Consider the following 16,973-nt stretch of genomic DNA (forward strand, 5'->3'; position numbering starts at 1 on the left):
GGAAAAAGTTGAGCAAGCTTGTACGAGCTTTGGAGAGGTGATGAGAGGGGGCGCAACGGCTCAGGGCGATGGCATATATTGAGAAAGAGACTGTTCAAAGTTTTCCATCATCTTGAGGATATTCTCTCGAACATCTTTCCACTTATTTTCTCCGCTGTTTTGCAGGTCCTCCATTTTCGAGAGAAGTTTTTGCTTTTGATCATTTAACTTTTCAAGTCTGTCGTTGAATTGAGACTTGGTCGTTTCATGAAGGTTCGAGCTTTTCTCCCTGAGAGCTTCGACTTTATCTTCGATGAGCTTGAGTTGCGTTCGGACATAGTTTTCGAATTTTTGCTTCTCCTTGACGGCTGAATCTAAATTTTTCTTTAAAACTGTTGATGCCTCAGTTGAGATAGGTGTAGAACCTTTTTCGTCTGCCCGGGCCTGATATGGAAGCAAACACCAAATACTAACGGTGAACATCATGAATAACCCAACTCGATCACTCCATTTGGTGGAAGCGAAAAATCCTGACATAATAGGCCCCCGGGAAGAAGATATATAAAGGAAACCTCGACATTTCATGATATCATACCCATCTAACCTTGCATAGAATAATGGATTTTATCATGATTCCGACAGCACTCATGCTTCAAGCCTTCTGTGTAAGAGAAAGGTAGTAATAATGACCCAAGAAGAAGCCAGATCGTACCTCCATTATCTCTTGACCTTACATCTCCGGCGAGAAGAAGCATTCGGTCCTCTCGCACTTGCGTTCATTAAAGAACAAAACCTGGGTGACTTGGGACTCACGCCGGAGGAACGATTTAATCTAATGATGGCCACGGCACAGGTCCTGGCCACAGAACCCAAACGTTATACGCTGAAACTCGAGCTACTCCAAAAAGCGCTCAAGCTCCTCCCGGAAACCCGCTACAATGACCCAGCCTTGGCACAAGAGCTCGGACATGGGATTCGGAAAACACAGGCAGACCTCGGCATCTACAACGAAGCCATGAAAACGTCTCGCTCTCAGAGCGATCGTCAACGTCTCATCGTGGAGTCAGATGCGCCACAATATTTTCTCGATATCGCACAAAAGCGTGCCTCTTCCTATTATCAAAACAAATATCGCCTGTCGAAAGAAGCTAAAACGGCTCAGAATTTTGGCGGTTCTCCCAAAAAGTTTCAGCCAGATAATGCAGACATCCATACCGAATTTCCGGGAGCCTGTGCGCCATTCATGGCTGTCCGGAGTAATGCCTTTCATATGATGTTGCCCTTCGACCTCAAAATCAGCCGCGACCCCAGCGACCCTCTTGAGGCCGGAGTCAGAATCTTTTATGGCAAGATGGGATATTCTTTTCCGCTTCGGTACGAAATGGGGAAACTGTGCAGCTATCATGATGGCGAAGTACTTGATATCGACCTACGAGATCCAAACCTCATTTTTGTTTCGGCCTCTCGTGTGCAAGACCAAGAGTTTCAGTCGTACACACGATCAGATGATCCGAATATTCCACCAGAATTCGCTTACCCAGTGGCAATTCTCGAACATACTGGAAGCCTTGGCCCATTTATTCAAATAGCCTGTAACTTTAAAGTTTGGTTTGATGCATCCATGGTATCGCTCCTGATTCAAGGGGCCCCAGATTTACATGAATATGGCCTTCAGGGGGGAGCGGGGCTCATGACGAGAAGCTATGCTTCAGACAAGGTCGAAACCTATGCGGAATCTCGTTCACAGCCATGGCAAGAAGGTTTAAGCTTTAATTTTGTCAATCTTCACCTACAGCTTGCGTCTGGAGTCACGACGGCTTTGATTCCGCACAGTACACCTATTTTTAGCATCTTTCCTGTTTTGAATCGTCAAAATTTTCGATTTGAAGATCGTGGTCGCATGGAGCGAGGCAATGGTCATTAACGAAAAATATTCACGCAAGACTTTAATATTTAACGATAAATTGCTGATTTCCATAAATCTTCTTGAACCATTACCCCATGAATTTCAAGTATTTATTTTTCAGCCGTACGTACTTCCTTACTTAAAGCAGATTTCAATTGCCAGAAACCACATGCATATGATAGCCTAATGACTATTGATGGATGACGATGAACCTAGACCAAAGGTTTTGTCAAAGCAACTGAGCACGAATATTAACCCCGCATCACTTTCCCTGTTTATCCTTCCCCATATAACCACAAGTTTTCAAGAATTGGGCTTGTCCCATGTACATTCATCTGCCGTGTTGAATCGTCCCTGATACGATTATGGATATCTTCGCAGTTCTAGTCTGTTTAGGGCTTTCTGCATTTTTCTCTGGTGCAGAGATTGCTTTTTTCTCGATCTCGGAAAGCAAGCTCAGAACGATGGCTGAGGAAGGGAAAAAAGCGGCAAACCTTGCCCTGAGGCTCCGGGCGAACCCACAACGCCTGCTTTCAACAATCCTTATTGGCAATAACTTGGTCAATATTTCGGCAACCACGTTGACAACTCTCATTGCCCAACGGTTATTCGGAATCGAGGCAGTGGCAATCGCGACGGGAATTTTAATCTTTGTCGTGCTGATGTTTGGTGAAATCGTTCCTAAATCACTCAGTCAAAAGCATGCAGAGACTGCCGTGCAACTGATGGCCTACCCTGTCTATTGGTTCGAACAAGCCTTTTCCCCCCTACTCTTTGTCCTTGAACCATTCATTTTGAAAATGACGGGCGGTCGCTCTCTTTCGTTGCACTATGCGACTGAAGAAGAGCTCAAACTCATGCTTGATGCTGGGGATAAAGCTGGAGTTCTTGAGACAGAAGAAGTCAAGATGATCAAGAACGTGTTCGAATTTACAGATTTGACAGCAGAAGACGTGATGACACCTCGGATCTACATGTTCGGGTTGGATGGCAATGAAACGCTCGAAGAAGCACGCGATGAACTTTTCAAATCTAAGTTTTCGCGAATTCCGGTCTATGATGACGACCTTGATAACATCACCGGTATCATGTACCGCAGTCACGCATTAATGGAACTGGCCCAAAATCAGACCACGACACTCATAAAAGACATTTCCAAACCCGCTCTCTTCGTTCCCGCGAGCAAACCGGCTGATGACCTGTTAAAACAATTCCAGCAAGAAAAGCGTCATATTGCCATCGTCGTGAATGAATTCGGCGGGGTACTCGGCTTGGTAACGGCAGAAGATCTTCTAGAAGAAGTCGTCGGCGAAATCCTTGATGAAGGTGATGTCACAGAAGAATTGATCAAAAGAACAGGTAAAAATCAGATCTTGGTTGATGGAAGGACTGAAGTCCGAAAAATTAATGAATTCCTGAAGGTCGAGTTGGATGAGGAACAGAACACGATCAGTGGACTGATTCTTGATGAGCTAGGACATATCCCTGGCATTGGAGAACGCGTTTTCACCGACCACTGCCACCTTGTGGTTCGTGATGCCGATGAAAAGTCCATCAAAAGCGTTCAAATTATTAAAGAAGAAATCGTACCTGATCCTCCCGCCCAAACACCGTCGCCTGTCGGACAATCTACGTAACGCCTTCACATCCCTCTCCAATGGGGCAAGCAGTTTGACGCATTCCTCCGGAAAGTCACTTCCTTAATAAAACAATTTACCCTCTGCCACCATCACGACTTGTCCACCAACTTTGACAGCTTGGATCACGTCATCGTCGGAAAACACCTGAATGAAAATTTTCGATGGTCGATCCATTTCATAGCCTTGCTCTGCCACAATTTCAGTCGTTGGTCTCACCTCGACAACGCCGTTTTTGACCAGATAGGCTCCCAAGGCCCCACTTGCACTCCCTGTCGCCGGATCTTCGTCGATACCAATCGGGGCTGCGAACATTCGGGTATGGACGGTTGAATAATCGTCGACCGTCATCGTACTGAAAACCATCATGCCATTGGAACCATATCTTTGACAAACGTCAGTGATGGCTGCCTGGTCAGGCTGGATTGATTTGACTGCCGTCAATGTTCGCGCTGGAATAATCATGACCGGTAGCCCCGTCGAGACAACTTCCACGGGAAACGGAGATGGGGCAATGTCAGATCGATTGAGCCCCAACGCTCGCGCTACTTCAAAGAGTTCTTCCCCGTTTTTTACCGTTTCGATGAATTGTGGCGAGGGCTGGCCCATCTCAACACGATCAATCGCCCCCTTGAGAACATAGAGCTCTGCAGAGAATACGCCAATGTTACATTCGTACTGAATATGGGTAATAGGCTCATGAATGGGGAAATGGCCTAATTTGCCTAAAACATAACAGGTTCCCAGAACAGGATGCCCAGCAAATGGAAGTTCATGGGTTGGGGTAAAGATGCGCAATTTTATCCTGACGTCAGAATGGGACGAAGGAAGCACAAACACCGTCTCTGACAGGTTCATTTCATTCGCAATTTGTTGAAATTCTGAGTTGGATAAATCCGGTGCATTCGGGAAGACAGCGACAGGATTACCGCCGAACACTACATCAGTAAAGACATCAGCTTGATAGAAGGAAAGATGGCGGGTGGTCAAGTCCATCGTGGACCGAGAAGAAATGATATGAAAATATTATGAGAGAAAATGCTCAATACCTATCGACAGGCTTGCTGGTCATCATACAGCATTATGCGGAATGCGGCAAAGCTTCATAGGAGCGAGCCATGGGATTTCTGACATAATCCTCCACAAAATTCTTTAAAGTGCCATTTCGGTACAGGCGAGCATTCGCAAACTTCGTATCGATTTTACGTAATACTTTGACCGTAACCTTTGTTTTTCTGGTGAATTCTTCCAAAGTCACTCCGGTAATGTCCATATTCTGCCCGCGTCCAGATTCCATGACAGATTTCGGGATGTGAATAATCTTTTCATCGGTAAGCCGCTTGGCAATATCCTCAAACGTGAGTAAGACGGTACAGTCCGAATCGCCACCCAGCATTGCGTTTGGAACATGGAGGTAGCGCGCGCGTTTTTTTCGAAAAGTATTGAGTATCTTATAGACGCTTCCCGCCATCACCACATGGTCTTTCTTGTCCAATTCCAGTGAGTCAAAGAGGCTCACGATTCGCCTGCGATTCAAGAACGCCGTGACATAAGCCTCGGTATGGATCGTCGTAAGGTTTGGCAATCCAGCATCATAAATACGTTCCGCTTCAATTCCCAAATACCGTCTCCCCTTTCTCATCAATTCTGCCGTCGACTGCTTCAACCCGCGAACCGGCGTTAAACACCCCATCCATAAGACACATTGCTGATTGAGGTTGGAAATCATTTTTGCATCGTCGGACATCGTATGTTGGTCAAAGGCATAGAAGTTGGCGGATGAAACGGCTGGACCATCCAGGACTTTCATCACATGTTTCAAGGACGGCGCATGAGGCATGAGTTGCTGTCGGTAGGCTCCCAGGGTAATGACTGATAGCTCAAAATTGATTCGCCCTGGATATTTAGCGGCAAGCTGGTGAATTTTGGGGACGTGCACAAAACCAACGGTAAAGAACTGTATGCTTTTGTCGGTATACTGCAAAAAGTCTTCGACCCATTCCATGGCCTTGGGGTGCAGAAAGAGATCCGTCCATTCCATATATTCATTGCCCCCTAAACACCAGAATTGCATCGGATCAGTCGGTTTGCTGTTGATATAATTCAAGATAAATTCCCAATCATCTTGAGTCGTTTTTGGGGGATCGAGGGTTTCGCGGTAGGAGTGATCGATTTCGTAGCAAAACTCACACTTCACCGGACAATTTTTCCCAAGACTGATGGGGATTTTCCCGGCATCCATTTCTCGCCTTAAGACTTCACGATAGTCTTTTCCTTCCAGCACCTTCGTCTGCTCCAACATCGGAATGCTCCGGCTCACAATGTTGCCTCACCTCGTTGAAGATTCGTAGGCCCATCTCTATTTCGATTCGCGAGAGACTTTCAACTCATGAACGACTCATGCTACAACAGTTTAAGCCTCTTACTCATCGTATCGTTTGCCCATACCGTATGTCAGAAACGAACCATTCAGAAGCTCTTATCTTATTCGAATTATCCGAGCCCTATAGCTTGCAAGAATTGAATATTCGCTATAAAAAGCTCTTACATACCTGGCACCCGGCCCGATACGCCAGCCTAACGAATAACCCCAAAAAATACATGGAAATGTACAAGAAAGGCGAAGGAAAAACGAAGGAAATTCATTCTTCCTACCAAGTCCTTCTCGATCGCGTCGATGGGCAAGACGAGACAGTTACGAACCCGTAACCGACATCTTACGGTGTGGCATGGCTAACAACCCGGCTCATGCCTGTTTCTTTATCTTTGCTCGATGATTCCGCATTAGCCATAGGCCACGTGATAAGTCCCTGAACACCGTCAGTCCGTGGAAGCTCTTTTCCGGCTTTGGTCGCGTAAATTTGAGGAAGCGAGTTGGTACCGAATTTGGAGATATAGAGAAACACATGCTCGCGAGCGTTCACGCGTACCGCCCACGGCTCAAAGTCATTCTGGTAGAATTCTTCACACAGCTGCATCGCCTCTAAACAACTGATGCCCGTGGGTTCATTCAGCGTGTAGTAGTAGTCGAGAGGCATGTCATATTCATCCTGTTTGTGTATGGTAATGCCGAATTTTTCAGGATTCCTGACCATGGGAGTATGTCGGTAGGCCACAAAATAAAATAACTCTGTGGAATGGATGTAGCGTTTATTGTCGATCAAAAATCGCCTGGTGTCTTCGGCCTCCTGGCGGGTTTCGCCGGGAAATCCATAAAAGGCCATGACATGATTCCAGATGCCGGCCTTGGCGGCTTCACGAAGATTATTCTCGATGACACTCTTCCTGGCATGTTTGTCCATGAGCTCGAGCACCCGTTCATTCGCCGACTCCATACCATAGTACAATGTACAGCACCCTGCTTTGACTGCCTGCTTCCAAATTTCCGGATCTTGTAACGTTTCCTCAAACCGGATTAATGTAGTCCATTTAATCCCGACGTTCTCTTCGACAAGAAGATTGATCACCTTTTTGAACAACGCCGGTGGATAAGACTCATCGGCGAACAAAAAGTGTTGGGCCTGGTACCGTTCTTTGAGTGCAGCGATTTCACGAACCACCTCGCCGGCCGGCTTCCCGCGATACTGATCAAAATATCCTTGTCCATGATCACAGAAGGTACATCGCCCCCAGTAACAACCGCGGGTAGCGAGATATGGAAGGATACGAACAGGGACAAAATACGAATCGAGAGGCAGGCCTTCGAAATCTGGCAAGGGAAGCGACGTCGTTTTCTCTGTGTAAATTTCCTGGCTGACCTGAACGATGCCTTGATCCCGGTACATCAGATTAGGAACCTGACTCCACGTACGTTCACCGGCAAGCGCTTCGAGTAACCAGAGTAAAGCATGTTCCCCCTCGTACATGATCGCCGAGTCAAAGAGCATGGCAAAAAACTCTTCTTTCTTGGGGATTTCTTCTTGCAGCCGTGTAATAACATTGCCTCCGACAGTAATATGGATATCGGGGAAGGTGGCCTTGATCATTTTACAGAATGTCAGACCAGCCATCAGTTGCATTTGAGTGCCAATTGAGACTCCGACGACATCCGGCCGCTCTTTATGCACGGCAGGAAGAACGAGTTGCTGACAGACATCCCGATAGACATTGACTTGTTCGTCTTCCAAGCAAGCAAACACTTCTTTGGAAACACCAGACCGATACCCTAAATTACTTTCCATCGGATAAAAAACCAGAGAAGCGGGGTAGTAAGCCGCAGAGATAAAGTGCATGACTTCCCGGAATACATTCAGCGCCTGTTCTAATTTTTCGGCGTCATAAAATTCCTCACCACGAGTGACGGCCTTAGCCCATTCTGCACGTTCTGCTAAATCCATCACATCAACGTCAACCTTTGCGAACAAACAGGCTAGTTGATTCCTCTCGGCATCGGTCAACGGAACTCCAGACTGTTCTTTTTCTTGCAGGATTTTCCGTTGTCGATCCATACGAATTTTGACCCAGATCAAAAATGTATCACTAAAGAACCAGTCATACATCTCGATATTGATGTCTTTTTGGATGACTTCATGGCCATGTTCCCGAAGGACCGCGGTGAGACTGGGCAGCGCAAGATAGGGGGCCGTAGGCACCCATTCGGGCGGAAACAACAACATGGTCTTGAACTTTTTCCTGGATTCTTTGGTTACCGAGGGCGTATCAACTTGGATGAGGCCTGATGACATGACAGCATTCCCACTACATTTAGAATCAATAACGTCGGTTCTTCATCATATGCGATCCTCTATCATGAGGCTGATGCCAGAGCCTGAGGGTTGTCTTGAGAGGCTATTTTAAATTGTAACGCCGGAAGTTTATTCGTACCAAAATGGGCGACGTACAGAAAAACGTATTCACGAATGAACACCCTGAGATCCCATCCTTCATAATGGTCTCGTTCAAACTCTTCAAACACCCGCTCGGCATCCTCCACGCCTAGCCCGTCCCTTACCGTAAAGTAATAGTCCAGGGCCAAATCCCATTCCGGATTCTTATAAAACGTCACTCCAAATTTTTCGGGGTTCTTCGCCACAGGAGTATGTTTACTCAAATCAAAGGTCCCGAAGCCAATAGAGTGCACATGTTCTTTATTCTCTTCGAGTAACTGCGTTGAGACCTTGGCATCTTCATATCGTTCTCCGGGAAACCCAAAGAATCCCATGATATGATTCCAGACGCCATGCCGGGAAGAAAGCTCCAAGCTTCGCTGAATGACATCTCGGGTCGTGGCCTTATCCATCAACTTCAAGACGCGTTCACTCCCCGATTCATAGCCCATATGCAGGTATTTGCATCCCGCCTGTTGCGCCGTTTTCCAGACATCATCGTCGAGTAGACTTTTTTCAAAGCGGATGTGCGTGGTCCAGGCAATGTCCAGCTGATGTTCGACCAAAGCATTCGTGAGTTTGCGAAACAAGGCCGGAGGATAGGACTCATCGGTGAAGTGGAAATGCCGCGCGTGATATTTGTCTTTCAGATAGGAAATATCTTTGATGATCTCTTGAATCTTTTTGGTGCGATAGCCTGCCGTGTACCCCTCGCCATGATCACAGAACTCGCAACGTCCCCAGTAGCATCCCCGCGTCGCAAGGTAGGGCAACACCCGATCGGGAACGAAATATTTTTCCAGTGGAAGTCCATCAAAATCAGGAGGCGGTAATTCAGCCATATTTTCCGCATAGGTGGCGGAATTGACATGTATGCCATCGGCATCCCGGTAGAGAAGATTGGGGACCTCTGAAAGATCGCCACTACCCCCCACTGCTTCGATAAGTCGAAGAAACGCCGTTTCGCCTTCATACACGACGGCGCTGTCAAACAATGAAAATAAATTCGTCGCTTGGGGCAAGACATCGCGTAGACGCGTGACGGTATTCCCGCCTATCGTGACATGAATGTTCGGGAAATGTTGCTTGATCAGGGCACAGAAGGTCATTGATGAGAAGAGTTGTTGCTGCAACACGATGGAGAGACCGATAATTTCAGGCTGCTCGGCTTCAATGGCTGGCTTCAGAATGTGGTCAAATACCTCTCGATACACATTGACCTGCGTGTCTTCAACCGCTTCCAGAATTTCTGAAGACATAAAGACTTTATAAGACAGGTCGGTTTCCATCGGAGGCATACAGATTCGTGCCGGGGCATAGACCAAAGAAATGGTCGCAGTGACTTCGCGAAAGATTTGGATCGCCCACTCCAGCTTATCGATATCGTATAATTCCTGGCTGCGTACGATGCGTTTCGCTTCTTCGGCCTTTTCCGACAATGCAGCGATTCGACTGCGGGTACACTCACACAGAGCCAGTTGCAATTCTATTTCTGACTCCGTGAGATCGCGAATCCTCGATAGTTTCTTGAGACGATCTAATTGCTGCGGGACTCGCTTGAGGACCCGACGAAGAAAGTCATGACTAAAATACCAGTCATACATCTCAAGATTGACATCTTTTTGGATGACTTCATGTCCGGCGGCACGGATAAAAGCGGTCAGAGTTGGAAGACTCAGATACGGCTCCGAAGGAAACCAGTCCGGAGGGAAAACCAACATGACCTTTCTTTTTTCCTTGGAAAGTCCCGTGTCCCTTAGACCTTCAGGCTGTATCAAGTCCGGACTAATCAACCCTCCTTTATTGTAATCAATTTTCATAAAAAATCCTTATGAAACAATTACTTAATAAGCATTTACCCATTAGATTTTTTCAAACCGATCTTTTCAGAAACCCTTAAGTGGTGAGCATTCCAAAATTCTACTAACGGGCCATTCTATGCCCCAGTAAAATCCGTGGTCAAGCTTTCATAAGTCCTGAACATACATGAAGAAAACTGCATTGACAGACTAAGCCTGTCTCTATATAATTAAAGATTGTGAATGGCTAATTGACGGATGTGCTTGTCTCCTCAGTCCTGCCAACTTATTTCCCGTTTTCCCTAATCCTATAACCATCCCTTCCAGACTCCTGGCAAAGGGGAAACTTGTGAGGATTCACCCATGATGACATGTGTTGAGAAGAAACCAAAAAATTGGATGTCGTATCTCGTTGATTCTCTCATAAATTCAGGTGCTCTACCCAGTTGGGAGGCATTGGAATACGTGACCATGAATCTCACAGGCGAGTCTCCCAATCCAAATCTACATGATTCAAAGTCGCCCTATGAAGCGATACAACAGTTTTTGCATCGCGTATACGGCCCCATTGTGGAAGCGGCTTCCCGTACCATGGAGTTGCCTGCCTCTGGCATGATTCATATGTTCACGGATATTAGCTTGATCGGAAAGTCTGCGGTACTGGTTGTCTATTTCCCTGGGAACAATCAACCCCATCAATTGTTGCTCCTGGATTCGGCTCCGGCCTGGGACCTCGTTTTCGACTCTGATGCCGCGTTTAATGCCTGGGCACAAGAACGTTATCAGTGGATTGCCGAAGCTCTTCAGAGCATCACAAGGAATCCAACAAACGTTACGGTGACTGCTGAGGAAAGATCGTTAGCTGGTGTCCATATCCAATAAACATATCCCTGGCTATAGAAGATATTCATTCACATTTTCGGATGTGGTTGCTGAATCACGCCTTACTTCTTCCCTCATTTTTCCTTATCGAAGTTTTGCGAATTTCTCATGATAAAAGTCCGTGAATAAGGCGATTTCCCTTTTCCCTATCTTCTTCCCCAACGCCAACGTCGAAGGAAATGTAGATTGCATAAGTCCCTCTCACCATACACATTGACCAACGAACTCCATGCCATAACATATAGAAGTTATAGGAAACGGCTCTAGACGGGGGTAGGACAAGTATCGTAGGGTAACTGATTATCCAAATAAATTCACGACAGTGGAGAATGATCATGGCAATCAATGCGTTGAAAAAGAAGACGGCGCGTGGAAATGGCCCACCGACAATAGAGGCGAGCAATAGAGGGGGCGGCGAGGAAGTGTCTGCTGAATCGAAAGAGAAGGAATCGGAACTTGCCGCCCAGGAAATCGAGGCGATGTGGGAATCTCAAGAAGTCGGCATCACACGTTGGTCAGAGAGCGATGGACAACGATACGCGGATTAGTCATCATTTCGTACTCGTACCATTTTCTTAAAATTTATACGTCAACTCAAAAAGATTGACGTCGACACCTCGGTTATCAGATCCCCAGATCCCCGCATCTGAAATATGATGGAAGCGCCAGCCCAATCCAATGTGATCCGTCACATAATACGTGAGGCCACCCTGACCGACGATTTGAATCGGGCCTCCTAAATCTTGCTCACCGTACTTTTCCCGACTCACAAAGGCAACTCCCGGTCCGCCATTGATACTGATATTCCATTTAGGATACCAAAACACGATCCCTGGAACAATGGTTGCGATAAACCCCAACTCACCGGCACCTCTCAAGACACCCATTGACCCATTCATGCGAAACCGAATTTCCCACCCAGAGTCATAATTGTACCGTTTTGGAAATCCTATAGCCCCGAAAAGCGCGATATGTTGAAAATCCTCCTTTTCCGTCGGAGGAATGGCCACATATTTCGCGTTAAATCCTCCCTGAATGCCAATGACTTCGAGTGGAAGGCCTAACCAACTGTTCTTGCTTGACTCGTTTATTTTCTTATGTGAATCCGAGAATATGGGCTCATGCGCTATCTCACTTTCTCTTGTCATAGATGATTCGGCATCGACGAATGGCTGTTCGGGCTCCATTGCAACCAGATCATTCTCAGAACCGTCTTGATCTATTTCGATAGATCGTGGCGAGACTATCACATCGCTCTCAATGAGCTCCTTGTCTGGTCCCATACCTCTACGGATTGAATCGTTTGACGATTCTTTGATTCTGGCAACACCGTGCGATGAAGTCCTCGTCACACCCTTTGGCACATCTTCGTTAAATTCCAACACTTTGTTTGACCGTTCATAGGCATGATGGGCCGATGCTTCGAAGGAATCCGTGACAGGGTTGCTCGCCCTGCGCGAAATATCCTGACTATCAGCATCCGAGCTTGTCGAGAACGATAGTTCATGTGGCCTGATAGCCTTCCGTCCATCGAGCGGAGCAGTTTGAGCATAGGCTTCCGCTGGCTTATCAAGTTTCGACATTTGTTCTCTAGGTTGAAGGTCCGCAGTTCGCTCAACCAATGCCGGCTCCGATATTGTGTTGTTGTTTTCCGTGCCAATCCAGACAAGTGCGCTAATGCCCACAAGACTAGCCAAACCTATGAGTATATATTTAGCCATCAGCGTAATGGGAACCATCCTTTCAGTGGTGAAATGGCCCGCACGATATCCATAGATATTGCGAGCGTATTTGTTTCATGAAGGAATTTCATCCACATGTCTAGACCACAACTCGATTTCATCTCGTTCGAGCATGTAAAACATTTAATGTAGGATTGCCAAAAAATAAGGGAGGAGGTGTTAATGACAAGTCGGAGAGGCAAATAAGTTTTGTCTTATCTCTTTTTCCTAGAATTTCTTATCTTATTAATCTTAACAGTGCTATGCGCTTGCGACAACCAGAGAATCCTTTGAAAAATCACTATTCACAGGAGAACAGAACGATAGACGAATTTAATCTCCCTCCTACTGATTCAACGTATGGGCAATACAGAGTCCCAATACATTCATAACAGTTGAGAAAGCGCAGACCCATTACTCGGGGTCATAGCATAAATTCGGTGATAACCACCGCTCCACTTCGTCGAGCTTCATGCTTTTCCTCGCAGCATAGTCTTCAACTTGATCTCTATCGATTTTTCCAACACCGAAATATTTGGCTTGGGGATGTGAAAAATACAGGCCACTGACCGACGCAGCTGGGTACATGGCGTATGTTTCGGTAAGCTTGATGCCCGTATGCTTTTCGGCTTCCAACAAGTCAAACAAGATTTTCTTTTCCGTGTGATCGGGGCTGGCAGGATAACCCGGGGCTGGGCGAATGCCTTGGTATTCCTCACGAATCAACTGTTCATTCGAGAGATCTTCTTCTAGACCATACCCCCACTCCATTCTCACCTCACGGTGAAGCCATTCGGCGAAAGCTTCGGCTAGACGATCGGCCAGAGCTTTGGCCATGATGGAATTGTAATCATCATGATCCTTTTCGAATCGTTCACAGAGTGCTTCAATCCCGATTCCTGCCGTGATCGCAAACCCACCGATATAATCTGCCACCCCAGTTGATTTCGGCGCGACAAAGTCGGACAGTGCATAGTTCTTGTCGCCCTGAGGTTTCTCCATCTGCTGACGAAGGGTATGAAACGTCGTGAGAATGTGGGCTCGCGACTCATCTGTGTAAACGTCTATATCATCTTCCATACTGTTGGCCGGGAAGAAGCCATAGATACCTTTTGCCTTCAGCAATCTTTTTTCGATGATTTCCTGCAACAGGGTTTGAGCATCGTTGTAGAGTTCCTGAGCCTTACTCCCAACAGTTGCGTCGGACAAAATTTTTGGATACCGGCCTTTCAGTTCCCATGCTTGAAAAAAAGGCGTCCAATCGATGACTGGCAACAAATCATTCAAGGGCATATCGTCAAGTACGCGAGTCCCGAGAAAGTGTGGTCTTGCGATCTCTGATGTTTCCCATTCGATCGCCACTCGTCGTTTTCGCGCTTCCTGGATCGGCACCAACGTTTTCGTCGTCTTCTTGTTCCGGTGAGCTTCACGAATCGCAGCCTGCTGCTGTCTGACCTTTTCGACGAATGCGCTCTTGGCATCCGGACTCAGTAATTGTCGAACGACATTTACGGCTAATGATGCGTCAAGTACATGCACGACAGGTTCGTTATACCCGGGCGCAATCTTGACCGCTGTGTGCGCTTTACTCGTCGTGGCTCCCCCGATTAACAAGGGAATATTCATGCCTTCGCGATTCATTTCTTTCGCATTGTGAACCATTTCATCGAGTGAAGGAGTGATCAATCCGCTGAGGCCAATCATGTCAACATTTTCATCGCGAGCGGTTTGCAAAATTTTGTCGCAGGATACCATGACACCCAAATCGAGCACTTCGTAGTTATTACAACCCAGGACCACGCCCACGATATTTTTCCCAATGTCATGAACATCTCCTTTAACGGTGGCCATCAGCACTTTCCCTTGGGCATGGCCACCCGTTTCTTGTTTTTCTTTTTCCATGAACGGCAACAAATACGCCACAGCTTTTTTCATCACCCGCGCACTCTTGACAACTTGAGGAAGAAACATTTTGCCTGCCCCAAATAGATCTCCGACGATATTCATGCCATCCATGAGAGGACCTTCAATAATGAGCAGCGGTTTGTCATACTGCTGGCGCGCCTCCTCCACATCGACGTCAATATATTCGACGATACCTTTGACCAGGGCATGCGAAAGACGCTCTTCCACCGTTCCTTTCCGCCAGGCTTCATCCTTGACGATCGTCTTCCCGCCCTGCTTGACCGTTTCCGCAAAAGCCACCAAACGTTCCGTCGCATCTTCACGTCGATTGAACAAGACATCCTCGACTAACTCCAACAAATCTTTGGGGATTTCCTCGTAGACCCCCAATTGCCCCGCATTGACGATCGCCATGTCCAGACCGGCTTTGATGGCGTGATAGAGAAAGGCCGTGTGCATGGCTTCCCGTACGATATTGTTACCACGGAATGAGAAAGAAATATTACTGACTCCCCCGCTGACCTTGCAGTAAGGCAACGTGGCTTTTATCTGACGCGTAGCTTCGATAAAGTTCATCGCGTAATTGTTGTGCTCTTCGATACCGGTGGCCACCGTTAAAATGTTCGGATCGAAAATAATGTCTTCCGGTGGAAAACCGACATCTTTCGTCAGAATCTTGTACGCACGTGTACAGATTTCGACCTTGCGTTCCATCGTATCGGCCTGTCCAACCTCATCAAATGCCATCACGACGACAGCGGCACCATAGCGTCTGACAATTCTAGCTTGTTCTTTGAACGTGTCTTCGCCTTCTTTGAGGCTAATGGAATTCACTACTCCTTTTCCTTGAACACATCGCAACCCGGCTTCGATCACCGACCACTTGGAACTATCAATCATGATCGGCACACGGCAAATATCGGGCTCGGAGGCGATAAGATTCAAGAAATGCACCATCGCTTTCTCTGAGTCCAGCATTCCTTCATCCATGTTGACGTCAATGATCTGCGCCCCTCCCTCCACTTGTTGACGTGCCACAGACAAGGCTGCTTCAAAGTCTCCACTGAGGATAAGCTTGGCAAACTTTGGAGATCCTGTGACATTCGTCCGTTCTCCAATATTGATAAAATTGGCTTCAGGACGAATGGAAATGGCCTCCAACCCGCTGAGTCTGGTGATTGGCACCTTGGGGTGTTTCTGGTGCGGCGGAAAATCCGACACGGCCTGAGCGATAGCCTTGATGTGATCGGGAGTGCTTCCGCAACACCCTCCAACGATATTCAACCATCCTTGACTGGCAAAATCCCGCAAGTCAGCCCCCATACGCTCAGGAGTCTCATCAAACCCGCCAAAGGCATTCGGCAACCCAGCGTTTGGGTAACAACTGATATAGACAGGTGCAATACGGGATAACTCCTCAATGTAGGGCCGCATCTGCTTCGCCCCTAAGGCACAGTTGATGCCGACACTGAGAACATGGGCATGTGACACCGAGTTCCAGAAGGCCTCGATCATTTGCCCGGACAATGTTCGTCCACTCTGATCGGTGATCGTGACTGAGATCATGATGGGCACGGTTCGCTGTTGCTCCTGACAGTATCGGTCAATAGCGAACAGAGCCGCTTTGGCATTCAACGTGTCAAAAATCGTTTCCACCAGCAACAAGTCCACCCCCCCATCTATCAGTCCTCGCACTTGCTCATGGTATGCCCGTTCCAATTGTTCAAACGTCACAGCACGAAAAGCCGGGTCGTTGACGTCCGGAGACATTGAGGCTGTACGATTGGTTGGCCCCATGGCCCCCGCCACAAATCGTGAGCGATTGGGGTCTTTTTCCATAATGGCGTTCCTGGCCTCACAGGCAACTCTGGCTCCCGCGACGTTCAGTTCGTATGCCAAAGATTCCATCTTGTAATCTGCCATGGAAATGACGTTCGCGTTAAAGGTATTCGTTTCAATAATATCGGCTCCCGCATCCATGTAATCCTGATGGATCGATTGGATGATAGTCGGCTGCGTGATCGACAAGAGATCATTATTGCCCTTGACATCACACGAATGGTCCGAAAACCTTTCCCCACGAAAATCTTTTTCACCTAATGTATGCTTCTGGATCATGGTACCCATCGCACCATCCATGACCACGATTCTTTTTTGCAGTAACTCTTCTAATTCCGACATTCGTTCGATCTCCTCACAAAAGACAATACATGACTAATTTTCAAACGATCGAATTCCGTTCTAACATGACGCCCATGACATGTGCACAATTTTCTTGACATCCCTTCATCCTAAGAAATACGATGAAAAATAGGAAT

The 16,973-nt window shown here is 47.1% G+C and carries 12 protein-coding genes; 5 read left to right on the forward strand and 7 right to left on the reverse strand.

Going from position 1 to position 16,973, the window contains the following annotated elements; all coding sequences use genetic code 11:
• Nucleotides 1–60 precede the first annotated feature (60 nt).
• Complete coding sequence (locus MRJ96_15300; protein ID MDR4502809.1) at nt 61–465, reverse strand: hypothetical protein; 405 nt, start codon at nt 463–465, stop codon at nt 61–63.
• 199 nt (nt 466–664) lie between these two features.
• Here MRJ96_15300 and MRJ96_15305 point away from each other — a divergent pair, with 199 nt between their 5' ends.
• Nucleotides 665–1,903 (forward strand): hypothetical protein, encoded by a 1,239-nt coding sequence (locus MRJ96_15305; protein ID MDR4502810.1) that lies wholly within the window; start codon nt 665–667, stop codon nt 1,901–1,903.
• A gap of 347 nt (nt 1,904–2,250) precedes the next feature.
• Complete coding sequence (locus MRJ96_15310) at nt 2,251–3,522, forward strand: hemolysin family protein (GenBank protein MDR4502811.1); 1,272 nt, start codon at nt 2,251–2,253, stop codon at nt 3,520–3,522.
• A gap of 63 nt (nt 3,523–3,585) precedes the next feature.
• On the opposite strand, the gene MRJ96_15315 is transcribed toward MRJ96_15310, so the two are convergent.
• Nucleotides 3,586–4,518, reverse strand: coding sequence for a PhzF family phenazine biosynthesis protein (locus MRJ96_15315; protein MDR4502812.1), 933 nt, complete (start codon nt 4,516–4,518; stop codon nt 3,586–3,588).
• 85 nt (nt 4,519–4,603) lie between these two features.
• Nucleotides 4,604–5,842: a hypothetical protein gene (locus MRJ96_15320; protein ID MDR4502813.1), complete on the reverse strand. Its 1,239-nt coding sequence runs from the start codon at nt 5,840–5,842 to the stop codon at nt 4,604–4,606.
• A gap of 131 nt (nt 5,843–5,973) precedes the next feature.
• Here MRJ96_15320 and MRJ96_15325 point away from each other — a divergent pair, with 131 nt between their 5' ends.
• Nucleotides 5,974–6,231, forward strand: coding sequence for a hypothetical protein (locus MRJ96_15325; GenBank protein MDR4502814.1), 258 nt, complete (start codon nt 5,974–5,976; stop codon nt 6,229–6,231).
• A gap of 8 nt (nt 6,232–6,239) precedes the next feature.
• On the opposite strand, the gene MRJ96_15330 is transcribed toward MRJ96_15325, so the two are convergent.
• Together MRJ96_15330 and MRJ96_15335 are read right to left on the reverse strand one after the other, a co-directional pair.
• Complete coding sequence (locus tag MRJ96_15330) at nt 6,240–8,207, reverse strand: B12-binding domain-containing radical SAM protein (protein ID MDR4502815.1); 1,968 nt, start codon at nt 8,205–8,207, stop codon at nt 6,240–6,242.
• A gap of 62 nt (nt 8,208–8,269) precedes the next feature.
• Entirely contained in the window at nt 8,270–10,168 is a 1,899-nt protein-coding gene (locus MRJ96_15335) for a B12-binding domain-containing radical SAM protein (protein MDR4502816.1), read from the reverse strand.
• A gap of 450 nt (nt 10,169–10,618) precedes the next feature.
• Here MRJ96_15335 and MRJ96_15340 point away from each other — a divergent pair, with 450 nt between their 5' ends.
• Both MRJ96_15340 and MRJ96_15345 read left to right on the forward strand, forming a co-directional pair.
• Nucleotides 10,619–11,029 carry a hypothetical protein gene (locus MRJ96_15340; GenBank protein MDR4502817.1) on the forward strand — a complete coding sequence of 137 codons (411 nt, stop codon included), beginning with the start codon at nt 10,619–10,621 and terminating at the stop codon, nt 11,027–11,029.
• Nucleotides 11,030–11,364: 335 nt separating this feature from the next.
• Entirely contained in the window at nt 11,365–11,577 is a 213-nt protein-coding gene (locus MRJ96_15345; GenBank protein MDR4502818.1) for a hypothetical protein, read from the forward strand.
• Nucleotides 11,578–11,604: 27 nt separating this feature from the next.
• Here the strand turns inward: MRJ96_15345 and MRJ96_15350 are convergent, their stop codons facing one another.
• Together MRJ96_15350 and metH are read right to left on the reverse strand one after the other, a co-directional pair.
• Nucleotides 11,605–12,612: an acyloxyacyl hydrolase gene (locus MRJ96_15350; protein MDR4502819.1), complete on the reverse strand. Its 1,008-nt coding sequence runs from the start codon at nt 12,610–12,612 to the stop codon at nt 11,605–11,607.
• A 552-nt stretch (nt 12,613–13,164) separates the two neighbouring features.
• Complete coding sequence (gene metH, locus MRJ96_15355; GenBank protein MDR4502820.1) at nt 13,165–16,836, reverse strand: methionine synthase; 3,672 nt, start codon at nt 16,834–16,836, stop codon at nt 13,165–13,167.
• Nucleotides 16,837–16,973 lie beyond the last annotated feature (137 nt).

The organism is Nitrospirales bacterium (genome assembly GCA_031315865.1).
GTDB lineage: Bacteria > Nitrospirota > Nitrospiria > Nitrospirales > UBA8639 > JAGQKC01.